Annotated in this window: 23 protein-coding genes; 19 read left to right on the top strand and 4 right to left on the bottom strand. The window is 67.7% G+C overall.

Annotated elements, in window-relative coordinates:
* Window positions 1–90 precede the first annotated feature (90 nt).
* The 18 genes from RAH32_RS07625 (at window position 91) to RAH32_RS07540 (ending at window position 16,445) form a co-directional block, all read left to right on the top strand.
* Window positions 91–1,050 carry an AAA family ATPase gene (locus RAH32_RS07625; protein ID WP_306606769.1) on the top strand — a complete coding sequence of 320 codons (960 nt, stop codon included), beginning with the start codon at window positions 91–93 and terminating at the stop codon, window positions 1,048–1,050.
* Entirely contained in the window at window positions 1,044–1,889 is an 846-nt protein-coding gene (locus RAH32_RS07620) for a DUF58 domain-containing protein (RefSeq protein ID WP_306606767.1), read from the top strand. Before RAH32_RS07625 ends, RAH32_RS07620 begins: the two co-directional genes overlap by 7 nt.
* Window positions 1,886–2,224, top strand: coding sequence for a hypothetical protein (locus tag RAH32_RS07615; RefSeq protein ID WP_306606764.1), 339 nt, complete (start codon window positions 1,886–1,888; stop codon window positions 2,222–2,224). Before RAH32_RS07620 ends, RAH32_RS07615 begins: the two co-directional genes overlap by 4 nt.
* Window positions 2,221–3,168, top strand: coding sequence for a VWA domain-containing protein (locus RAH32_RS07610; RefSeq protein ID WP_306606762.1), 948 nt, complete (start codon window positions 2,221–2,223; stop codon window positions 3,166–3,168). Before RAH32_RS07615 ends, RAH32_RS07610 begins: the two co-directional genes overlap by 4 nt.
* Entirely contained in the window at window positions 3,156–4,055 is a 900-nt protein-coding gene (locus tag RAH32_RS07605; RefSeq protein WP_306606760.1) for a vWA domain-containing protein, read from the top strand. The genes RAH32_RS07610 and RAH32_RS07605 overlap by 13 nt, the downstream gene beginning before the upstream one ends.
* On the top strand, window positions 4,052–4,666 hold the full coding sequence (locus RAH32_RS07600) for a hypothetical protein (RefSeq protein ID WP_306606758.1): 615 nt from the start codon (window positions 4,052–4,054) through the stop codon (window positions 4,664–4,666). Before RAH32_RS07605 ends, RAH32_RS07600 begins: the two co-directional genes overlap by 4 nt.
* The gene (locus RAH32_RS07595) at window positions 4,660–5,820 is read left to right on the top strand and encodes a hypothetical protein (protein WP_306606757.1); all 1,161 of its coding nucleotides are present in this window, start codon (window positions 4,660–4,662) and stop codon (window positions 5,818–5,820) included. Before RAH32_RS07600 ends, RAH32_RS07595 begins: the two co-directional genes overlap by 7 nt.
* A gap of 92 nt (window positions 5,821–5,912) precedes the next feature.
* On the top strand, window positions 5,913–7,511 hold the full coding sequence (locus RAH32_RS07590; protein ID WP_306606755.1) for an ABC transporter substrate-binding protein: 1,599 nt from the start codon (window positions 5,913–5,915) through the stop codon (window positions 7,509–7,511).
* Window positions 7,512–7,619: 108 nt separating this feature from the next.
* Complete coding sequence (locus RAH32_RS07585; RefSeq protein WP_373429698.1) at window positions 7,620–8,579, top strand: ABC transporter permease; 960 nt, start codon at window positions 7,620–7,622, stop codon at window positions 8,577–8,579.
* Entirely contained in the window at window positions 8,576–9,481 is a 906-nt protein-coding gene (gene nikC, locus RAH32_RS07580; RefSeq protein ID WP_306606754.1) for a nickel transporter permease, read from the top strand. Before RAH32_RS07585 ends, nikC begins: the two co-directional genes overlap by 4 nt.
* Window positions 9,478–10,356, top strand: coding sequence for an ABC transporter ATP-binding protein (locus tag RAH32_RS07575; RefSeq protein WP_306606752.1), 879 nt, complete (start codon window positions 9,478–9,480; stop codon window positions 10,354–10,356). The genes nikC and RAH32_RS07575 overlap by 4 nt, the downstream gene beginning before the upstream one ends.
* 70 nt (window positions 10,357–10,426) lie before the next feature.
* Window positions 10,427–11,179: an ABC transporter ATP-binding protein gene (locus tag RAH32_RS07570; protein WP_306606750.1), complete on the top strand. Its 753-nt coding sequence runs from the start codon at window positions 10,427–10,429 to the stop codon at window positions 11,177–11,179.
* Window positions 11,180–11,239: 60 nt separating this feature from the next.
* Entirely contained in the window at window positions 11,240–12,298 is a 1,059-nt protein-coding gene (locus RAH32_RS07565; protein ID WP_306606748.1) for an aldo/keto reductase, read from the top strand.
* A 57-nt stretch (window positions 12,299–12,355) separates the two neighbouring features.
* Window positions 12,356–13,285: a DnaJ C-terminal domain-containing protein gene (locus RAH32_RS07560; RefSeq protein ID WP_306606746.1), complete on the top strand. Its 930-nt coding sequence runs from the start codon at window positions 12,356–12,358 to the stop codon at window positions 13,283–13,285.
* A 1-nt stretch (window position 13,286) separates the two neighbouring features.
* Complete coding sequence (locus RAH32_RS07555) at window positions 13,287–13,634, top strand: hypothetical protein (protein ID WP_306606744.1); 348 nt, start codon at window positions 13,287–13,289, stop codon at window positions 13,632–13,634.
* Between the two features lie 78 nt (window positions 13,635–13,712).
* On the top strand, window positions 13,713–15,083 hold the full coding sequence (locus RAH32_RS07550) for an MATE family efflux transporter (protein ID WP_306606742.1): 1,371 nt from the start codon (window positions 13,713–13,715) through the stop codon (window positions 15,081–15,083).
* A gap of 28 nt (window positions 15,084–15,111) precedes the next feature.
* Window positions 15,112–15,348: an Lrp/AsnC ligand binding domain-containing protein gene (locus RAH32_RS07545; protein ID WP_306606740.1), complete on the top strand. Its 237-nt coding sequence runs from the start codon at window positions 15,112–15,114 to the stop codon at window positions 15,346–15,348.
* On the top strand, window positions 15,345–16,445 hold the full coding sequence (locus tag RAH32_RS07540) for a pyridoxal phosphate-dependent aminotransferase (protein ID WP_373429697.1): 1,101 nt from the start codon (window positions 15,345–15,347) through the stop codon (window positions 16,443–16,445). Before RAH32_RS07545 ends, RAH32_RS07540 begins: the two co-directional genes overlap by 4 nt.
* A 72-nt stretch (window positions 16,446–16,517) precedes the next feature.
* Here the strand turns inward: RAH32_RS07540 and RAH32_RS07535 are convergent, their stop codons facing one another.
* From RAH32_RS07535 to RAH32_RS07520, 4 genes are all read right to left on the bottom strand, one after another.
* A complete protein-coding gene (locus tag RAH32_RS07535) occupies window positions 16,518–19,607 on the bottom strand; it encodes a valine--tRNA ligase (RefSeq protein ID WP_306606736.1) in 3,090 nt (1,029 codons plus the stop codon).
* Between the two features lie 71 nt (window positions 19,608–19,678).
* Window positions 19,679–20,320: a glutathione S-transferase family protein gene (locus RAH32_RS07530; RefSeq protein ID WP_306606734.1), complete on the bottom strand. Its 642-nt coding sequence runs from the start codon at window positions 20,318–20,320 to the stop codon at window positions 19,679–19,681.
* Window positions 20,317–21,105 carry a VOC family protein gene (locus RAH32_RS07525; protein WP_306606732.1) on the bottom strand — a complete coding sequence of 263 codons (789 nt, stop codon included), beginning with the start codon at window positions 21,103–21,105 and terminating at the stop codon, window positions 20,317–20,319. Before RAH32_RS07525 ends, RAH32_RS07530 begins: the two co-directional genes overlap by 4 nt.
* Window positions 21,105–21,833 carry a DUF1428 domain-containing protein gene (locus RAH32_RS07520; RefSeq protein WP_306606730.1) on the bottom strand — a complete coding sequence of 243 codons (729 nt, stop codon included), beginning with the start codon at window positions 21,831–21,833 and terminating at the stop codon, window positions 21,105–21,107. The genes RAH32_RS07525 and RAH32_RS07520 overlap by 1 nt, the downstream gene beginning before the upstream one ends.
* 86 nt (window positions 21,834–21,919) lie before the next feature.
* Between RAH32_RS07520 and RAH32_RS07515 the strand changes: the two genes are divergently transcribed.
* Complete coding sequence (locus RAH32_RS07515) at window positions 21,920–22,549, top strand: winged helix-turn-helix transcriptional regulator (protein WP_306606728.1); 630 nt, start codon at window positions 21,920–21,922, stop codon at window positions 22,547–22,549.
* Window position 22,550 lies beyond the last annotated feature (1 nt).

The following is a 22,550-nucleotide window of genomic DNA, read 5'->3' as shown; positions in this document are numbered from 1 at the left end:
CCAAAGTGGCAGGCGAAATTCCCCTTTAACGCTGGCACAGCCTCCCTCGGAGTTGCACACTAGGCATGTTCAGCGCGAGGGGAGAAAGCGATGGACAATCACAGCGAACCGGCCCATGCCGTCCGCCGCCTGGGGGCCGAGATCGGCGCGACGCTGATCGGCCATGATGTTCTGGTCGAACGGTTGCTGATCGCCCTGCTTGCGGGCGGCCATGTGCTGATCGAAGGCCCGCCGGGCATCGCCAAGACCCGTGCGGTTAAGGCGCTGGCAGCCCACCTGCCGGGCAGCCACGCGCGCATCCAGTGCACGCCCGACCTTCTGCCCTCGGATCTGACCGGCACGCAGGTGTTCCGGCCGGAAACCGGCGGCTTCGATTTCATTCCCGGCCCGATCTTTCACAGCCTGGTGCTGGTCGATGAAATCAACCGCGCGCCGCCCAAGGTGCAGTCGGCGCTGCTGGAGGCGATGGCCGAGGGGCAGGTGACGACAGGCGGCACCACCCGCCCGCTGCCGGATCCCTTCATGGTCGTGGCGACCCAGAACCCGATCGAGCATGAGGGCACCTTCCCCTTGCCCGAGGCGCAGCTTGACCGCTTTCTTCTGCACCTGCGGCTTGACCTGCCGGGGGCCGACGCGGAACGCGCGATCCTGGACCTGGTCGAGGCCGAGGCGGTCGCGCCCGCACCGCCGCGCGGCACGACGGTATCGGCCGCCGACCTGTCGCGTGCTCGGGCCGAGGTCGCGCGGGTCCATCTAGCCCCCGCGCTCAAGGATTTCATCGTCCGGCTGGTGATGGCCACGCGGTCCGGCGGCGCGGTGGCGGAATGGGTGGAACATCCCGTGTCGCCGCGCGGCACGCTTGCGCTGGCGGCGGGCGTGCGGGCGCGTGCCTGGCTGCACGGCCGCGACCACGGCTTGCCCGAGGATGCCGAGGCGCTGGCCGCCGACGCCCTGTCGCATCGCCTTGTGCCCGCCTGGTCGGCCAGCGGTGAAGGGCGCACCGGCCGCAGCCTCGTGGCCGAGATCCTGGCCCAGGTGCGGCCGTGGTAGCCCTTTCTGCAAGCCTGCCCCCCGGATTGCCCGACGCGCCCGGCATCCGCCTGACGGCGGCCGAATTGTTGGCCCTGCGCGATCAGGCGCCGGGCAGGCAGCGCCATCGTCCCCTGACCCGTCGGGCGGGGGCGGTTCCCGCGCGGATGGCGGGTGCGGGTATGGATCTGCGCGAAATCCGCGCCTATGTCGCGGGCGACGATCCCCGGCGGCTGGACCCCGCTGCCACCGCGCGCACCGGCCATCCCCATATCCGCAGCCTGCACGAGGACCGCGACGACACGATCCTGCTGGTGGCCGATTTCCGCGCGCCGATGCTGTGGGGCACGGGCGCCGCGCTTCGGTCTGTCCGTGCTGCGCGGCACCTGACCCAGGCGGGCTGGCGCGTGACAGCGCGGGGGGGGGCGGTCGCGGCGCTGACGCTGGCGGGCGGGCGGGCGGCCGAAATCACCGGCGCGGGCGGGGACGGGCACATGTCCGCGATCTGCAAGGCCCTGGCCCATCAGCATGATCAGGCGCTGGCGGCCCCTGCGGACCCGCCGCTGGCCGAGGGCCTGGCGCGTGTCCTGCGGCTGTCGCCGTCGGGCGGGCAGGTGCTGGTGGCCACCGGTCCCGATGGCTGGCAGGGGGCCGAGCCGATGCTGGCGTCGCTGGCCCGTCGCCGTTCCCTGACCCTGGCGCTGATCATGGACGAGGCCGAGTTGCAGCCCCCCGGCCGGTCCCTGGCCGTCAGCGACGGGCATCGCAGCCGCCTGGCCCGGCTGGCGGTTCCCGACTTGGCCGCGGACCTGTCCCGGCTGCGCGCCCTTGGCGCCACCGTGACCGAGGTCCTGCCATGAGCCGCGAGGAATTGCTGGCCCAGCTTTCGCCGCCGCGCCTGCCGCTGGACATGGCCGTGCTTGGCTGGCGCGAGGGGCTTGCGCTGCTGGGTCTCGGTCTGCTCACCGGGCTGCTGATGGCCCTGGCCCTCCGGCCGCTGATGACCCGCAAGCCGTCACGCCGCGCCCTGATCCGTGCCACGCGCGGCATGGCACCCCAGGCGCGGATCCTGGCCGTCGCCCGCATCCTGGGAGGGCTGCCAGGTCCGCTGCGTGCCGCAGCCTATGGCGCGGCCCCCGCCCCCGATGATGACGCCATCGAGCGCATCGCCCTGCGACGGACCCACCGCGGATGAGCCTTGCGTGGCCTTGGCTGCTGATCCTGCTGCCGCTGCCCCTGGCGTTCCGCCACCTGCTGCCGCCCCTGGACGTGCCCCGACCGGCCCTGACGCTGCCGCCGCATCTGCTGCAAGCGGCCCGCCCGGCCTCTTCGGCGCGCAGGCGCGGCCCCTGGTTGGCGGGATTGGCCTGGGTTGCCCTTGTCCTGGCCTTGGCCGGTCCCCGGATCGAGGTCGCCAGTGACGTGATCCCGGCATCGGGGCGCGACATCGTGCTGGTCATGGATCTGTCGGGCAGCATGTTGAAAGAGGACTTCTACCTCGACAATCAGCCCGTCACCCGGCTGGAGGCGGTGAAGCGCACGGCCTCGGCCTTTGTCGCCGCGCGGCGGGGGGACCGGATCGGCTTGGTGATCTTTGGCGAGCGCGCCTATTTCGCGGCCCCCCTGACCTTCGACGTGGATGCCGTCGCCCGCGCCATCGACGAAGCGCAGATCGGCATCTCGGGGCGCGGGACCGCGATTTCCGACGGGTTGGGCCTTGCCGCCAAGCGCCTGTCGCGCAGCGATGCGCCCACGCGGGTGATCGTGCTGATGTCGGACGGTGTGGACACCTCCGGCACCGTGCCTGCGGTCGAGGCCGCGCGGCTTGCCCATGACCACGGCATCCGCGTCCATTCCATCGCCCTTGGCCCCGAGGATCTGGAGAACCAGCCGCAATCGCGCGATGCGGTGGATGTGGCAACCCTGCGCGCGGTGGCCCAGGTGGCCGATGGCGAAAGCTTCCGCGTGCGCGGCACCGCCGACCTGCAGGCTGTGGCGCAAAGCCTGGACCGTCTGGAGCCGAACCCTTCGGCCCGCCCGCCAATGCGGCTGTGGCAGCCCCTGTGGGTCTGGCCCGCCACCGTCGCCGCCTTGTGTCTGTTCCTGATCGCGGGGAGGCGGCGCGGATGGACGGGCTGATCCTGCTGCGCCCCTGGTGGCTGCTGGCGTTGCTGCCGCTGGCGGGGCTGGTCCTGCTGCGGCTGGCGCGGTCGCCCGATGCCGGGGGATGGGAAGGCGTGATGCCGCACGACATGTTGCGGGCGATGCAGGCGCTGGGGCATCTGGGCGGCCGGCAGCCGTTGTGGATGCGGCTGCTGGCGCCCCTGGCACTAGCGGTGCTGATCTGCGGGCTTTCGGGTCCGGCCCTGCCGCGCACCGACGCGCCGGTGCTGGCGCAGGCGGATGCAGTGGTGCTGGCGGTGGATCTGTCGCCCTCGGTCGCGCAGGGGGCGGGGCTGGATCAGGCCAAGATCGCCGCTGCCGGACTGGCGCAGGGGTTGTCCGGCCGGCCGGTCGGGCTGATCCTTTATGGCGGCGAGGCGTTCACCGCATCCGCGCCCACGCTGGATGTCGCGACATTGCAGACGCAGATCGGCGTCCTGGACGCGGAAACCATGCCCGGCAAGGGCAGCCGCCCGGCGGCGGCCATCGGCATGGCCACACAGATGCTGGCCGGGCTGCCGCGGGCCGATCTGGTGCTGATTTCCGACGGCGGCGGGGTGGACAACCAGGCCGTGGCCGAGGCGGACCGGCTGGCGGGGCAGGGGGTGCGCATCTCGGCCCTGCGGCTGGAGGGACGCGCGGCAGATGCCCCGGCGCCCGCCCCCGATGCGCTCGACCGCCTGCTGCGTGACGGAGAGGCCGCCGCCTGGGACCAGTCGGACCGGCTGGCGGCGCGGCTGATCCGCAGCGGCGGGTCCGTCCGCGATCCGGTCCTGCAAGCCCTGCAATACCGCGACCTCGGGCCCTGGCTGGCGCTGCTGGCGCTTCCGCCCCTGCTGGTCATGTTGCGGAGGTTGGAATGAGGCCACTGCTGGTCGCCCTGGCCGGTCTTGCCGCCCTTGCGGTCGCGGGGCCTGGCGCGCTTGGACGGCTGGCCCTGCATGCCGGGCTGGACCGCCCTGCTGCCTGGCTGCTGTCCGACCCGGCGGCGCGGGGCGTGGCGCTGTATCGGCTGGGCGATCATGCGGGTGCCGATGCGGCCTTTGCCCAGGCGGGACGGACGCAGACCTATAACCGGGGGCTGTCGCTGGCGGCGGTGGGGGATTACCCGCTGTCGGTCGCCTATTTCGACGCGATGCTGTTTGCCAATCCCGCCGACGAACAGGCGCGGCGCAACCGCGACCTTGTGGCCACGATGTATCCGCCGGAACGCGGCGATTCCACGGTGCCGGGCCGCATCAAGGGGGCGGGGGGGCTGGACGCGGGGGATATCCCGATCTCGGATCTTCTGGCCAATGCATCGGGGCCGGAATGGGAACGGCGGCTGGACGCCAAGGGCCTGGCCGCGACGGATCAATGGCTGGACGCCATCACCGACGACCCGGGCGAGTTCCTGAAGCTGCGAATCCGCACCGAATTCGACCGACGCGCCCAGATGGGCCTGATCCGCCCCGAGGAGGGCGATCCATGGTGATCCGCATCATCCTGGCCTGGCTGGTCATGGCAGGCGCAGTGCTGGCCCAGGGCGACACGCGGCTGATGGTGCTGCATGACCATGGCAACCCGGTCGTGTCGGAAATGATCGAACTGACGATCCGGGGCGAATACGACCTGACCGTCTCGCTCGAGGACATGCAGTTCCCGAATTCGCCCGATTACGACTGGATCCAGATCGCGCGGGACGATTGGCACAAGGAACGCGTGAACGGGCGGCTGCTGCAGATCTTCGAACGCAAGATCGCCCTGTTCCCCCGCCGCGACGGGGCGATAAAGGTCGGCCCGATCAGCCACAGGCTGACCTATGTCCAGAACAACGGCCAGCGGGCGGAAACCACCGTCACCGCCGCGCCCGTCACCCTGGGGGTCAAGCCCTTTCCCACTGACGCGCCGCCCCTGTCGGCCAGCCGGCTGGTGCTGACCGACGAACTGTCCGCCGAACCGGGCCGCCTGAAGAAGGACGAGATCCTGACCCGCCGCGTCACCATCGAGGCGGTCGGCGCCCTGGCCCATCACCTGCCCGCGCGTCCCGACCTGTCCGAACCCTGGCTGATCCTGTTCAGTCAGCCCGAACACCGCGAAACCGTGCTGACCGAGGCGGGACCGGTCGCGCGCGTGGTCTGGGAATGGCAGTTGCGCCCCCGCACCGGCGAACCGGCCATCCTTCATGCCGAGGCCTTCCCCTGGTTCGACACCGACAGCCGGCAGGTCGAGGTCGCGCCGCTGAAGCCCATCCCCTTCGGCTTTGCGGGCTTCGGGTCGAACTTCGGCGCGTCCGACCAGGTGGTCTGGCGCAACTGGCCGCTAGCCGCGCTGGCCCTGGGCGGGGGCATGGCGGCATCGCTGACCCTGATGCTGCACGGGCAGGGATTGCTGCCCCTGGCGGCTGTCAGGACGCGTGTCCGCCGCCTGCTGCCCGGCCCGCATACCCAGGCGATGCGCCGGGCCGCCGCTGCCGGGGATCTGGCCGCCCTGCGGGGTGCCGCCGACCGGCACCTGCGTTGGCGCGGCCAACCTGCACCGCCGATCCTGGCCGACCTGGACCGTCAGCTTTACGCGCCCGATCCCCCGCCCGGCTTCGACGCCCGCCGCTGGCTGGCGGCGTTCAGGCGGACGTTGCGGCAGGCTTGACCACCTAGGACTTGCCAGCCGTTCCGCCTTGGGCCACCCTGCATGTCATGCAACCCCGCCCCGACGCGGGGACCAGGGAAACAGGGAACACCATGAAACATCTTCTGACTCCGCGCGCGATCCTGCTGGCATCGGCCCTGGCCATCGCGCCCGCGGCTTACGCGGAAACCCCCGCCGACACGCTGGTCGTGGCCGCGGCCATCGACGACATCATCAGCCTGGACCCGGCGCAAAGCTTCGAGTTCTCGGGCAACGACGTGAACCAGAACACCTATGACCGGCTGGTCGATTTCGACCCGCTGGACATGGAGGCAGGCTTCAAGCCGTCCCTGGCCGAAAGCTGGGAGGTCAGCGAAGACGGCATGTCCATCACCTTCACCATGCGCGACGGCGTGACCTTCCATTCCGGCAACCCGGTCCGGGCCGAGGACGCCGCCTGGTCGCTGCAGCGCGCGGTGAAGCTGGACAAGACCCCGGCCTTCATCTTGACCCAGTTCGGCTTCACCCCCGAAAATGTCGAGGAAAAGATCACCTTCGACGACAAGACCCTGACGCTGCACCTGGACAAGCCCTATGCGCCGACCTTCGTGCTGAACTGCCTGACCGCCAACATCGCCAGCGTGGTGGACAAGGAAACCGTGATGGCCAATGCCGAGGGCGAGGATCTGGGCAACACCTGGCTGAACACGAACGAGGCGGGTTCCGGCCCCTATGTCCTGGCCGGCTGGCGTCCGAACGAGGCTGTGCAGCTGACCGCCTATGAGGACTATTTCCAGGGCGCGCCCGAAATGAAGCGCGTGGTGGTGCGCAACGTGGCCGAATCCAGCGCACAGCGGCTGCTGCTGGAACAGGGCGACATCGATGCGGCCCGCAACCTGTCGCCCACCGACGTGGAGTCCATCAGCGCGGTGGAGGGCGTGAAGATCCAGGACGAACCGCGCGGCCGGATCCTCTATATGGGTCTGAACCAGAAGGATCCCGTGCTGTCGAACCCCGCCGTGATCGAGGCGATGAAGTATCTGGTCGATTACGACGGCATCGCGAACAGCTTCCTCAAGGGCACCTTCGTGCCGCACCAGTCCTTCCTGCCCAAGGGCTATCTGGGCGCGCTGGAAGACATGCCCTGGACCTATGACGTCGCCAAGGCCAAGGCGCTGATCGACGAGGCGGGGATGTCCGGCAAGACCATCACCACCAAGGTCCGCGACCTGCGCGAATATGTGGACGTGGCCCAGGCCCTGCAGGCATCCATGGCCGAAGCGGGCCTGACGCTGGAAATCCAGCAGATGACCGGCGCGCAGGTGCTGGACGCCTATCGCGCCCGTGACGTGCCGATCTTTTTGGGCGAATGGGGACCGGATTATTCGGACCCGAACACCAACGCCGCGACCTTCGCCTATAACCCCGACAACAGCGATGAGGCGCAGGCGACCGGCCTTCTGGCCTGGCGCAACGCCTATGCCGTGCCCGAGGAGATGAATGAGGCCACGGTGGCCGCCACCCTGGAACAGGACGCCGACAAGCGCGCGCAGATGTATCAGGACATCCAGCGCCAGTATCAGGCCGAGGCGCCCATCGTGCCGCTGTTCCAGCGGGTCGAGAATACCGGGCTGCGCGAGAATGTGCAGAACTGGAACTCGGGCGGGTCGGTGACCTCGGTCATGTATCGTCAGGTGACGAAGGGCGAATAAGGCTTGGCCGCGACCGACACCGACAGGGGGCAGGGCGACGGCCGTGCCGCCGCCCGCCGCCGCCGCGCCCGCAGCATCGCGGGCACGCTGTTGTCGCTGATCCTGACCATGCTGGGCCTGCTGCTGGTGACCTTCATCATCGGGCGGGTGATGCCGATCGACCCGGTATTGAAGGTCGTGGGCGACCGCGCCAGCCAGGCCCAATACGACGCCGCCTATCAGGCCATGGGCCTGGACCGGCCGCTGTATGTGCAGTTCGCGCGATACCTGGGCGATGTGCTGACCGGCGATTTCGGGCGCTCGATCTCTACCGGGCAACTGGTCGTGGACGACATCCTGCGGGTCTTTCCAGCCACCTTTGAACTGGCGACGCTGGGCACGCTGATTGGCGTCCTGATCGGTGTGCCGCTGGGCGTGATCGCCGCCGCGCGCCGGGGCGGCATCATCGACCAGATCGCGCGCGTGGTGGCGCTTGTGGGTTATTCCATGCCGATCTTCTGGCTGGGATTGATGGGCCTTCTGGTCTTCTACGGCATCCTGGGCTGGGTCGGGGGTCCTGGGCGGCAGGGGATCATCTATGACGGGATGGTGCCCACTGTGACCGGGCTGATCCTGGTCGATTCGCTGATCGCGGGCGACTGGGGGGCGTTCAAGGATGCGTTTTCCCACATCATCCTGCCCGCCAGCCTGCTGGGCTATTTCAGCCTCGCCTATATCAGCCGGATGACGCGCAGCTTCATGCTGGAACAGCTTTCGGCTGAATACATCACCACCGCCCGCGTGAAGGGCCTGTCGGAACGCGCGGTGATCTGGCGCCACGCCTTCCGCAACATCTCGATCCCGCTGGTGACGGTGATCGCGCTGTCCTTCGGATCGCTGCTGGAAGGATCCGTCCTGACCGAGATCATCTTCAGCTGGCCCGGCCTTGGCCAATACATCACCAAGGCGCTGCTGTCGGGCGACATGAACGCGGTCCTGGGCGGCACGGTGGTGGTCGGCACCTGTTTCGTGCTGCTGAACCTGCTCAGCGACATCCTGTATCGCGTCCTGGACCCGAGGTCGAAATGAACCAGACCAGACGCGAATGGCTTTTGTCGGATGCGCCCCAGACCCGCAGGCAGGCGCGCATGGGCGCGCTGTATCAGGGCTGGCTGACCTTCCGGGGCAACAAGCTGGCGATGCTGGGGCTGGTCGTGCTGGTCCTGCTGATCGCCATGGCGATCCTGGCGCCATGGATCGCGCCGCAAAGCCCCTTTGCGCAGGATCTGGCGAACCGGCTGCAACCGCCCTCGGCCGCGCATTGGCTGGGCACCGACCATTTGGGCCGGGACATCCTGTCGCGGCTGATCCATGGATCGCGCATCACGCTGTTCATCGTGGGCACCGTGGCGCTGATCGCGCCGGTGATCGGGCTGTTCATCGGCACGGTCGCGGGCTTTGCCGGTGGCTGGGTGGACCAGGTCTTGATGCGGATCACCGACATCTTCCTGGCCTTCCCCAAGCTGATCCTGGCCCTGGCCTTCGTCGCGGCCCTGGGCGCCAGCATCACCAACGCGGTCCTTGCCCTGGCCCTGACCGCCTGGCCCCCCTATGCGCGGCTGGCGCGGGCCGAGACTCTGACCATCCGCAACGCCGACTTCATCGCCGCCGCGCGCTTGCAAGGGGCGGGGCCGCTGCGGCTGCTTGTCAAGCATATCTGGCCGCTGTGCATCAGTTCCCTGATCGTGCGGGTGGCGCTCGACATGGCGGGGATCATCCTGTCGGCGGCGGGCCTGGGCTTCCTGGGCCTTGGCGCGCAACCGCCGATGCCGGAATGGGGCGCGATGATTTCCGACGGGCGGACCTATATCCTGGATTTCTGGTGGGTCGCCGCCATGCCGGGGATCGCGATCTTCATCGTCTCGATGGCCTTCAACCTCTTGGGCGACGGCTTGCGCGACGTGCTGGACCCGAAGGGGGCCAAGGAATGACCCTGCTGTCCGTCCAGAACCTGCGTGTCAGCTTTCCCACGCGCCACGGCACGTTCGAGGCCGTGCGCGGCATCAGCTTCGATCTGGGCCGGGAACGGCTGGGGGTCGTGGGCGAATCCGGGTCGGGCAAGTCCATGACCGGCCGCGCGATCCTGGGCCTTGTCCGTCCGCCCGGCCGCGTGACCGCCGACCGCCTCGACCTTGAGGGCCAATCGATCCTGAACCTGCCGGAACGCCGGATGCGCAAGATCCGGGGCAGGCGGATCAGCATGGTCATGCAGGACCCGAAATTCAGCCTGAACCCGGTGATGACCATCGGCGACCAGATCGTCGAGGCCTATCGACTCCATGCCGGCGGCAACCGCGCCGCCGCCCGGCAAAAGGCGCTCGACATGCTGGCCGCCGTCCAGATCCGCGATCCTGAACGGGTCATGGGCGCCTACCCGCACGAGGTGTCGGGCGGCATGGGCCAGCGGATCATGATCGCGATGATGCTGGCCCCCGACCCCGAGATCCTGATCGCCGACGAACCGACAAGCGCGCTTGACGTCTCGGTGCGGACCGAGGTGCTGAACATCATGGACCGGCTCGTCCGCGACCGGGGCATGGGCGTGATCTTCATCAGCCACGACCTGAACCTGGTCGCGCAATTCTGCGACCGGGTTCTGATCATGTATGCAGGGCGCATTGTGGAAACGCTGCCGGCCAAGGACCTGCACCAGGCCCGCCATCCCTATACGCAAGGCCTGCTGAACAGCCTGCCGCGCCTCGATGCGCCGGTGGACCGCCTTCCGGTCCTGCAGCGCCAGGACAGTTGGCGAAACGGCGCCACGATCACCGAAAGCCTGGAAACCGAATTTCCGGGGGGCCTCTAATGCTTCTTCTTCACCTAAATATCCTGCGGGGGTGCGGGGGTGCAAAACCCCCGTTGCAACGGTGCCGCCCATGCTGACGGTCGATCACCTGAACGTCTGGTTCGGCCATCCTCCCGACCGCGTGGACGCAGTCAAGGACGCCAGCTTCACCGTGGCCCAGGGCGAAAGCTTCGGCTTGGTGGGCGAATCAGGATCGGGAAAATCCACCATCCTGCGCGCCATCGCCGGCCTGATCGACACATGGTCCGGCACCATCGACGTCGCGGGCAAGTTCCTGACTGCACGACGCCGCGACCGGGCCTTCTACAAGACCGTTCAGATGGTCTTCCAGGACCCCTATGCCAGCCTGCATCCCCGCCATTCCGTCGATGCGGTTCTGTCCGAAACCCTGCGCCTGCAAGGCATGGACGACATCGACCGCCGCATCGCGCGGCTTCTGGACGATGTGGGCCTGGGCCGGGGCTTCCGCTTCCGCTATCCCCACCAGCTGTCGGGCGGGCAGCGCCAGCGCGTGGCCATCGCGCGCGCGCTTGCGGCCGAACCGCGCCTGCTGCTGCTGGACGAGCCGACCAGCGCGCTGGATGTCAGCGTGCAGGCGGAAATCCTGAACCTGCTGTCGGACCTGCGCGCCGAACACGGGCTGACCTATGTGATGGTCAGCCATGACCTGGCCGTGGTGGGCCACATGTGCGACCGGCTGGCAGTCATGCAGGGCGGCCGCATCGTCGAGGTGATGGCGGTCGACGTCCTGCGCCAGGGCACCCCGCAGCAGGACTATACCCGCCAGTTGATCGCCGCCTCCGAAGGCTATGCCCGCGCCTGACCCGCTTGCGTCCCAGCGCGCTATCGCTAACGTGCGCGCGACACAAGGAAAGGGACCATCATGAAGCGCGTGACACTGGGCGGCAGCGATGTCGAGGTCAGCGGAATCTGCCTGGGGACCATGACCTTCGGCAACCAGACGTCCGAGGCCGAGGGCCATGCCCAGATCGACCGCGCCCTGGAGGTGGGCATCACCTTTCTGGACACGGCCGAGATGTATCCCGTGAACCCCGTCCGGCGCGAAACCATCGGGCTGACCGAAACCATCGTCGGCAACTGGCTGGCCCGCAGCGGCAATCGCGACCGGGCCGAGGTCGCCACCAAGATCACCGGCCCCAGCCAGATGGTCCGGGACGGCGCGCCCTATGACGGTGCCATTGTCGCTGCGGCCATTGACGCCTCGCTGAAGCGGCTGCAGACGGATCGGATCGACCTCTACCAGATGCACTGGCCGGTCAGGGGCAGCTATGCCTTCCGCCAGAACTGGAGCTATGATCCCTCGAAGCAGTCGAAGCAGCAGACGCTTGACCACATGGCCGATGTACTGGGGGCGCTGTCGGATGCGCGCAAGGCCGGCAAGATCCGCGCCGTCGGCCTGTCGAACGAATCCGCCTGGGGTCTTGCCCGCTGGTGCGACATGGCCGACCGGATCGGCGCGCCGCGCATGGCGTCGATCCAGAACGAATATTCGCTGCTTTATCGCCTCTATGACACCGATCTGGCCGAGGTCGCGGTGAACGAGGATGTGACGCTTCTGTCCTATTCGCCCCTGGCCGCTGGCCTGCTGACGGGCAAGTATTCCGGCGGCGCAATGCCGGACGGCAGCCGCGCGGCGGTGGACAAGGCCACGGGCGGGCAGGGCAACCTGGGCGGGCGCAAGACCCCGCAGGCCATCGCCGCCACGCAAGCCTATCACAAGCTGGCTGCGGATCATGGCTGGGACGCGATCCACATGGCTATCGCCTGGCAGTTGACCCGGCCCTTCAAGACCGTCCCGATCATCGGGGCCACGCGGATGGACCAGCTTGACCGTCTGATCGCGGGCCTGGGAAAACCCTTGCCGGACGACCTGCGCAAGGCCATCGACCGGCTGCACAAGCAGTATCCGCTGCCCTATTGATGAAACGCGGCCATCGCCTATCTTGTTGAACACAGGCGATGAAACGGGGGACAGGTGATGGCGGGCGATCCGTATGAGGCCCTGGGGCTGACGAAGTCGGCAACAGATGCCGAGATCAAGAAGGCCTATCGCCGGATCGCCAAGTCGGACCATCCCGACCTGAACCCCGATCCGGCGGCCACCGCGCGCTTCAAGGCCGCATCCGCCGCCTATGACCTGCTGAAGGATCCCGAACAGCGGCGCCGTTTCGACGCCGGGGAAATCGACGCGCAGGGTCAGGAACGCCCGCAGCGCCGCGCCTGGCGCGACCATGCCGAGGCCGCGGGCAATCCCTATGCCCGCAGCTATGGCTTCGAATCCGACCCCGACCTGTCCGACGTCTTCTCGGACCTGTTCGGGCGGCGCGGCTTTGGCGGCTTTGGCCGGGGCGGAGCCGAGGATCCGCGCAACTTCCATGTGCGCGGACAGGATTACCGCTTTTCGCTGGAGGTCGATTTCCTGACCGCCGCCAAGGGCGGCAAGACCCGGATCTCTCTGCCCGAGGGGGGCGATCTCGAGGTGGCGATCCCCAAGGGCACCCGCGACGGCCAGACCATCCGGCTGAAAGGCAAGGGCGGGCAGGGTCTGGGCCAGGGCGGGCCGGGCGACGCCTATCTGACGATCAGTGTGGCCCCGCATCCCGATTTCCGGCGCGAAGGCGACGACATTCTTCTGACCCTGCCGATCAGCCTGGACGAGGCGGTGCTGGGCGGCAAGGTCGCGGCCCTGACCATCGACGGGCCGGTCAACCTGACCATTCCCAAGGGCGCCACCACCGGGCAAAAGCTGCGGCTGCGCGGGCGCGGCATCAATGGGGGCGACCAGCAGGTGGAACTGAAGATCGTGATGCCGCCCAAGGTGGACGACGATCTGGCGCGCTTTTTCCAGGAATGGCGCAAGAACCATCCTTATGATCCGCGCGCCGGCATGAAGATGGGGGGCAAGTGACATGACCCGTCATTTCTCGGAAACCGAGGTGGTCGCGATCCTGGACGACCTGAACCCGGCCCGGCTGCGATCCTTCGTGGCCGCCCGCGTCGTGACACCCGTGCAGACCCCCCAGGGCAATGCCTTCAGCGAGCCTGATCTGGCGCGGCTGCAACTGCTCTGCGACCTGAGCGAGGTTTATGACCTGCCCGACGATGCGCTGACCATGGTGATGTCGCTGATCGACCAGTTGAACACCGCACGCGGCGACATGCGCGCGCTGATCCAGGCCGTCGCGACCGAACCCGACGAGGTGCGTGGCCGCATCATGACCTATGTCCGCAGCGTCAGGGTGACGGGCAAGGGCTGAGGTCTTTCAACGCCCCCGATAAACTGCCCGCCGATGTTGCAGATTGTGCATGACACTCTGCCGCGCTAAGGCAATCTCATGTCCCGCTATCTGCCCCATATCGCCGCGACCCTGTCGCTGGGACTGCCCCTGATCGGCAGCCATCTGGCACGCATGGCCATCGGCGTGGGCGACACCGTGATGGTCGGCTGGTACGGGGTCGAGGCCCTGGCGGGCCTGGTCATCGCCACGTCCTTTTTCCACATCCTGTTCTTTCTGGGCATGGGATTCGGAACCGGCGTCCTTGGCCTGATCGCCACGGCCATCGCCCGCGGCGACGAAACCGAGGTGCGCCGCGAAACCCGCATGGCCCTGTGGCTGTCCAGCGGCTTCGGCTTGGCGGTCATGCCCTTGATGTGGTTTTCCGAACCGATCCTGTCCGCGCTTGGACAATCCCCGGTCGTCGCGGCCCATGCGCAGAATTACCTGCGCATCGCCGGCTGGGGCCTGGCGGTCGTCCTGTGCCAGCTGACGCTGAATTCCTATCTTGCCGCGATGGAGCGGACGCAGGTGGTGATGTGGGTGACACTTGCCGGCCTGCCCGTGAATGTCGCGCTGAACTGGGTGCTGATCTTCGGCAACCTGGGCGCGCCCGAACTGGGCGTTCGGGGCGCGGCCATTGCCAGCCTGACGGTGCAGTGGCTGCAACTGTTCCTGCTGGTGGCCTATGCGTCCTGGCTGCCGATGGCGCGCAAGTACAACCTGTTCCAGCGGCTATGGCGGCCCGACTGGTCGGCGCTGCGCCGGGTGGCCTCGATCGGGCTGCCCATCGGCCTGACCATGGTGGCCGAAGGCGGTCTGTTCGTAGGATCGAACATCATGATGGGCTGGATCGGCACGCAGCAGCTGGCCGCGCATGGGATCGCGCTGCAGATCACCTCGATCGCCTTCATGGCGCATCTGGGGCTGTCCAATGCCGCGACGATCCGTGTGGGACAGGCCAAGGGACGCTATGATTCCGCTTTCATGCGCGATGCGGCGATGACCGTCACCTGGATGTCGCTGGCCTTCGCCTGCCTGACGATCCTGCTGTTTCTAGGCGCTGCGGTGCCGCTGGTGCGGCTTTATCTCGACCCGGCAGATCCGCAGGCCGAGGCCATCGTTCGGATCGGCGCAGGGCTTCTGTTCTTCGCGGCCCTGTTCCAGCTTGCCGACGCGATGCAGGTGCTGGCCCTGGGGTTCCTGCGCGGCGTCCACGACACACGCGTGCCCATGTGGATCGCGGGCTTCAGCTATTGGGTGGTGGGAATGCCGGTCGCCTGGGGGCTGGCCTTCCCGCTTGGCTACGGTCCCGCCGGGCTGTGGCTGGGGCTGTGTGTGGGCCTGACGGTTGCGGCCGTGCTGCTGATGGCGCGGTTCTGGGGTGGACACGCGCGCGGGGTCTGGACCCGTCCGGCACTGGCGGTCTAACCTGCGCCCGATTGCAAAGGAGGCTACCATGCGACCCGTCTTCGTCCAGTTCCGCTGCGATCCCGGCAAGACCTATCAGGTCGCCGAGGCCATCTATGACCGCGAAGTCGTCAGCGAATTGTATTCCACCTCGGGTGACTACGACCTGATCGCCAAGGTCTATATCCCGGAAGACGAGGATGTGGGCCGCTTCCTGTCGGAACGGCTGTTCGACATCCCCCATATCAGCCGCACGCTGACCACCATGACCTTCCGCGCCTTCTGACGATGATCCGCCTTGCCCCGATCCCGGCGGGCCTGCCCGCCACGGTTCCCTTTGTCGGTCCCGAGACGCTGGAACGCCAGGCAGGCCAGCCCTTCGCCGCCCGCCTTGGCGCCAATGAAAACGGCTTCGGCCCCAGCCCCCGCGCCATTGCCGTGATGCAGGCGGCGGCGGGCGAGGTCTGGAAGTACGGCGACCCGACCAATCACGACCTGATCCAGGCCCTTGCCGCCCAGCACGGCGTCCGCCCTGACAATATCGTGGTGGGCGAGGGCATCGACGGGCTTCTGGGCCTGCTGGTTCGCCTGACCGTCGCGCCGGGCGATGCGGTCGTGACCTCGGACGGGGCATACCCGACCTTCAACTTCCACGTCGCGGGCTTCGCCGGCAGCCTGGACAAGGTGCCCTATCGCAACGACGCCGAGGATCCGCAGGCCTTGCTGGACCGCGCCCGACAGGTGGGCGCGCGGCTGGTCTATCTGGCCAATCCCGACAACCCGATGGGAAGCTGGCACGATGGCACCGTGATCCGGGCGATGCTGGACGATCTGCCCGAAGGCACCCTGCTGATCCTGGACGAGGCCTATGCCGAATTCGCCCCGGCCGACGCCATCCCGGACATTGCCGCCGACGATCCGCGCGTGATCCGAATGCGGACCTTTTCCAAGGCCTACGGCATGGCGGGCGCACGCGTGGGCTATGCTATCGGCCACCCCGACCTGATCGCAGCCTTCGACCGGGTGCGCAACCATTTCGGAGTCAACCGCATTGGCCAGGCGGGTGCCCTTGCGGCGTTGCAGGATCGTGACTGGCTAGCGCAGACCGTGGCTCAGGTGGCGACCGCCCGCGCCCGGATCGGCGCCATCGCGGCCGACAACGGCATGGCTGCGCTGGCCTCGGCCACCAATTTCGTCGCCGTCGATACTGGCCGCGACGGCGCCTTTGCCCGCAGCCTGGTGGACGCGCTTGCGGCCCAAGGCGTGTTCATCAGGATGCCCGGCGTGACGCCCCTGAACCGCTGCATCCGCATCAGCTGCGCGCCCGATGCGGAACTGGACATCCTGGCCAAGGTGCTGCCGCGCGCGCTGTCCACGCTCTGACGCTTCTTCTTCATTCAAATATCCCCGCCGGAGGCACCTGCACCCACCGCAAGCGCCTCCGCCGGCAAAGGCTTACATCGCCGCCAGCTGCGCCAGCGCCGCCTTCAGCCGGGCGATGTCGTCGTCCAGCGCCGCCAGCTTCTCGCGGGTTTCCTCAATCACCTCGGGCTCGGCGTTCTCGACGAACTTCGGGTTGCCAAGCCGCTTGCGCAGCCCGTCCGCGTCCTTCTCGGACTTCGCCACGGATTTCTGCAACCGAGCCGTTTCCGCCGCCACGTCGATCACGTCGCCGATGGGCAGCGCGAAGCTGGCCCCCTGCGCCGCGACCGCGATCATGCCGCGTCCTGCCACGCCGTCCACGGGCGCATTGACGCGCGCCAGCCGCTCGATCAGCGGGCCGTTGGCGGTCAGTGCTGCGCGGGCCGCATCGTCCGCCTCGGCCACGATCAGGTCCAGCTTCGCTCCGGCAGGCACGCCCATCTGGGCGCGGGCGGACCGCACCGCCTCGATCAGGGCGATGACCCAGTTCATCTGGCGATCCGCCTCGGGGTCGATCAGTTCGGCGCCATAGGTCGGCCAGTCGCCATGGACCAGCATCTTCGATCGGTCGCCGGTCAGGGACCACAGCTCCTCGGTCACGAAGGGCATGATCGGGTGCAGCATCAGATAGCACTGGTCCAGCACCCAACCCATCGTGGCGCGTGTCTCGCCTGCGTATTCGCCGTCGAACAGGGGCTTGGCGAATTCGACATACCAGTCGCAGACCTTCCCCCAGACAAAGGCGTAAAGCCCGTTCGCCGCGTCGTTGAAGCGATAGCTTGCCAAGGCATCGTCCGTGGCCAGGCGGATCCGTGCGACCTCGCCGATGATCCAGCGGTTCACGGTATGGCTGGGCTGCGGCAGGGCGCCGCCGCCGCGCACGCCGTTCATTTCAGCAAAGCGGGTGGCGTTCCAGACCTTCGTGACGAAGTTCCGCGCGCCCTCGACATGCTTCGGCCCCAGCTTGGGGTCGCGGCCCATCGCGGCCATGCCGGTCAGCGTCATGCGCAGGGCGTCGGCGCCGTATTCGTCGATCAGCGACAGCGGGTCGATGACGTTGCCTTTCGACTTCGACATCTTGGCGCCCTTTTCGTCGCGCACGAGGCCATGGACATAGACCGTGCGGAAGGGCACGTCGCCCGCGACCTCAAGCTGCATCATCATCATCCGGGCGACCCAGAAGAAGATGATGTCGAAGCCGGTGACAAGAACGTCGGTCGGGAAATACCGGCGCAGTTCGGGCGTGTCCTCGGGCCAGCCCAGCGTGCCCAGCGGCCACAGGCCCGAGGAAAACCAGGTGTCCAGCACGTCCGGGTCGCGCCAGACCGGATAGACCAGCCGGGTCGGATCCTGCGTCAGGTTGTAATCCGCCAGACCGCGCGCGAAGGCGTCGATGGCGGCCTCTCGGTCCGTGCATTCGACGATGCGGGCGATTTCCAGGGGTTGCGGCAGACCGGCGATGGCGTCGCGGAACCGTTCGGCGACATCGGTGAAATTCGCGGCCGCCTGCTGGATTTCTCCGCGATGGACCAGGCCTTCTTCCAGCAGCGCGAAGATCTCCACGTCGTCCAGTTCGCCGTCGCGGTCGTCATCGACCTGGCCTTCGGGCGACAGGTCAAGGCCATACCACACCGGGATCTGGTGCCCCCACCAAAGCTGGCGGCTGATGGTCCAGGGTTCGATATTCTCAAGCCAGTTGAAATAGACCTTCCGGTGCTGCTCGGGCAGGATGCGGGTCCGGCCGTCACGCACCGCGTCAAGCGCGGGGCCGACGATCCGGGCGGTATCGACGAACCACTGATCGGTCAGCATCGGCTCGATCACCACGCCGGACCGGTCGCCGAAGGGCTGCATGATGGGCTTGGCCTCGACCACGGGGCGGCGTTCCAGATGCTCGGCCCCGGTATCCTCGTCGATTTCCTTGTGCAGATAGGTAACGGCAAGGCCCTCGGCGTTGATCTGGGAAACGACCAGGCGCCGGGCCTCGTAACGGTCCAGACCGCGCAGATCCTCGGGGACAAGGTTCACGTCCGACACGTCGCCCACATCCTCGCCCCGCGCGGCGCGCGACGCGATGGCGGCGCTGTCGGCATAGGGCAGCCCGTCGGCGCGCATCGCCCCCTTGCTGTCCATCAGCGCGTAAAGCGGGATGTTGTTGCGGATGGCCACGCCATAGTCATTGAAGTCATGCGCCCCGGTGATCTTGACCGCGCCCGATCCGAAATCCGGGTCGGGGTATTCGTCGGTGATGATCGGGATCAGGCGGCGGTGGGCCTTGGGACCCACGGGAATTTCGCACAGCTTGCCGACAATGGGGGCATAGCGCGGGTCGTCCGGGTGGACCGCCACGGCGCCGTCGCCCAGCATGGTTTCGGGACGAGTGGTGGCGATGCTGATATAGTCGCGCATCTCGCGCAACGTGACGTTCCCGTCCGCGTCGCGTTCGACATATTCATAGGTTTCGCCGCCCGCCAGCGGGTATTTGAAATGCCACATATGGCCGGGGGTTTCGCGGTTCTCGACCTCGAGGTCGCTGATCGCGGTCTCGAAATGCGGGTCCCAGTTCACCAGCCGCTTGCCGCGATAGATGATGCCCTTGTCGTAAAGGTCCAGGAAGACCCGGATCACCGCGTCATGGAAATTGCCTTCCTCGCCCGCAGGGGCGCCGGGTGCGCCCGACATGGTGAAGGCGTTGCGCGACCAGTCGCAGGACGCGCCAAGCCGCTTGAGCTGGTTGATGATCGTGTCGCCGGATTCGCCCTTCCACCGCCAGATCTCGTCGGTGAAGTCCTTGCGGTCCCAGTCGCGGCGCGGGGGCTTGCCCTCGGACGCCAGCTTGCGTTCCACGACCATCTGGGTCGCGATCCCCGCATGGTCCTGGCCGGGCTGCCACAGCGTATCAAACCCGCGCATCCGGTGCCAGCGGACCAGGATGTCCTGCAGCGTGTTGTTGAAGGCATGGCCGATGTGCAGGCTGCCGGTGACGTTCGGGGGCGGGATCATCACGGTGAATGTCTCGGACCGTCGGGCATTGGCCCCGGCGGCGAAGGCGTTCGCCCGTTCCCATTCCGCGCTGATCCTGGCCTCGGCGGCCTTGGCGTCAAAGCTTTTGTCCATGCTCATGTCGGCAGATCCCCTTCGCTTGGGGATGGATTAGCGAAAGAGGGGACAAAGGCCAAGAGACGCGGTGCAGCCTATCCCGCAGCCCTCGCCTCGTCCGCCGCCCGCCAATGCGCCATCTGGTCCGCAAGCGCCTTGCGGAAGGCGGGGCGGTCGGTGGCGCGTTCGGCATAGGCCGCAAGCGGGTGCAAATCGTCCAGCAGCCCGTTCTGCGCCGGGATGCGCAGGATGTCGGCCATCAGCAGGTCGGCCACGGTGAAATCGTCGCCCGTCAGCCAGGGCCGGTCGCCAAGGGCCGCCTGCAACTGCGCAAGCCGCTGCCGGACCAGGGGTTCGCGCCGGGCGGCATGGGCGTCGTCCTTGTCGAAGAACTTGGCCAGGATCCAGGCCATGACGAACGGCTCGACGCTGTTCAGCGCGGCGATCAGCCATTGCTGCACATGGGGACGCTGCGCGGCAGGCATCAGGGCCGTGCCTTCCGCCAGGTGCAGCAGGATCGCGCCGGATTCGAACAGCGTCAGGTCGCCGTCGCGGATGAAGGGCACCTGATGGAACGGCTGGCGGGCCAGGTGATCGGCCGTCCGGTCCTTCAGCGGCACGGTTTCGACGACGTAGGGACGCCCCAGTTCCTCCAGCAGCCAGCGCACGCGGATGTCGCGCACGAAGCCGCGCGGGAACTCCGGCACCCAGTCATAGGTGGTCAGAACCAGGGTCATGGCGTTTCCTCCAGCGGGCCGACCACGGCGAACCACGCCCCCTGCGGATCGGTGGCGACGGCGATATGGGCGCCGCCCGGAACCGGGGTCGGGCCGTGCAGCACGTTGCCGCCCGCATCGCGGATGCGCCGGGTGGCGGCCTCTACGCTGTTCACGCCGAAATAGACCAGCCAGACGGGCCGCGGCGCATTGCCCAGCCCCATCATGCCGCCGATATCCGCGCCATCGTGGCTGAACAGCTGGTATGTGCCCATCGGTCCCATGTCCATCGCCTGCGATTTCTGCCAGCCGAAGACACGGGCATAGAAGTCGAACCCCGCGGCGGGATCGGTGGACATCAGTTCGGTCCAGTTGCCGTGGCCTGCCTTCTGCTGGTCGAAGGCGCGCGTCTCGCCGCCCCCTTCCATCGGTAGGGGGGCCAGAATACCGAAAGCCGCGCCCTGCGGATCCGAGGCCACGGCGAAGCGGCCGGTGCCGGGAATGTCGGTCGGTTCGACATGGATCCGGCCGCCTGCCGCGCGAATGTCGCGGGCGGTGGCATCGGCGTCCTCGGTTCCCAGATACAAGGTCCAGTTCGGCGGCATCCCATCCATCCCGTCAGGGATCTCCATCAGGCCTGCCACCAATTGGCCGTCGGCGCGGGCAAGGTGATAGGCGATGCCCTCCATCCCGCTGTCGCCGATCTGCCAGCCAAGGACGCGCGCGTAGAAATCGCCCGCCTGCGCAAGCTGGCCCTTCGCGGTGGCCAGTTCGAACCAGATGGGGTGGCCATGCAGACGCGGCATCAGCGACCTCCGGCCTTGCTGTCGAATACGGGCGTGAAGCCGCCCCAGAACATCCGCATTCCGTCGAAAGGCATGTCCGGCATGTCCATTCCCGCCATTTCGGCCTCCATCTTGCGGCTGGCTTCGTCGCAGGTTTCGCGATCGGGCCATTCTATCCAGGAAAACAGGGGCACTTCGCCGTCCTCGGCCTGGGTCGCGCGATAGAAATCGGTCTGCTTGCCATGGGGCACGTCCACGCCCCAGCACTCCATCTGGCAGGTGGCGCCCATGCGGGCAAACATCTCGGTCGCGCTGTTGGCCATATCGATATAGGCCTGTTTCCGGTCCTCGGGCGCGGCCAGAACGAAGCCCTGGACATAGCTGCCGGGCCTGCTTTCGCCCACCTGGACGATGGGCGCGAAGCCGCCCCAGAACATGCGGGCGCCGTCGAAGGGCATCTCGGGCATCTCGGGCAGGTCATCGCCCCCTTCCATGCTGGCCCAGGCGGCATCGCAGGTTTCCTTGTCGGGCCATTCGATCCAGGAAAACAGCGGCACCTCATCGTCCTTGGCCTGGGTCGCGCGATAGAAATCGGTCTGCTTGCCGTGCTTCACGTCCGTGCCCAGGCATTCCACCATGCGCAACGCGCCGCGTTTCTCGAACCAGGGCCAGCCTGCCTTGGCATGGGCGATGAAGGCGTCCCTGTTCGACTGGGGGACCGCAGCGACGAAACCCGAAATATAGGTCATGACATTCCCTCCCATTCAGCCCCTTGGGGCAGATGAGTCGCAGCCTGTCAGTTGCAGTATGAAAAAGCAACTGATACTCTGCTGTCATGGAAAAGGCCGGCCAGACCCCGCGCATCCGCTATGACGAAGGATGCCTTGCAGCCCACGCGCTGAACGTCGTCGGCGACCGCTGGGCGCTGCTTGTCGTGCGGGAACTGATGCTGGCGCCCAAGCGGTTCCAGGCGATCCGCCACGGATTGCCGGGTGTCACGGCGGCGGTGCTGACGCAGCGGCTGGCGCAATTGATCGACGCGGGCGTGGTCACGCATGACGGCGGGCTGTATGGGCTGACCGAATCCGGGCGCGGGCTGATGCCGGTCCTGCAGGCGATGTGCCGCTGGGCCGCGCTGCATCCGGGGCACGATCCGCGCCGCTTCATCAGCCCGGCGGCCCTGGTGATCTCGATGACGGCGATGATGCTGCCCAATGACGCGCAGGCGACGGCGGGCATGGAAATGGGGCACGAAGCCTTTACCCTGCGCTTGGCGAATGGCGTCCTGCACCCCCAGACCGGGGCCGGGGCTTCGGATTTCACGCTGTCGGGCAACGGCAACAGCCTGGCACGGGCGGTCTATGGCCCGGTGCCGCTGGCCCGGCTGGCGCAGGAGGGGGTGATCGGGCTGGCGGGCGATGCGCAGGCCGCCCAGGATTTCGTGGACCTGTTCCGGCTGCGCTAGA

It is taken from the genome of Paracoccus yibinensis (genome assembly GCF_030846195.1).
Taxonomy (GTDB): Bacteria; Pseudomonadota; Alphaproteobacteria; order Rhodobacterales; family Rhodobacteraceae; genus Paracoccus; species Paracoccus yibinensis.
This window is presented reverse-complemented; position numbering and strand designations above follow the sequence as displayed.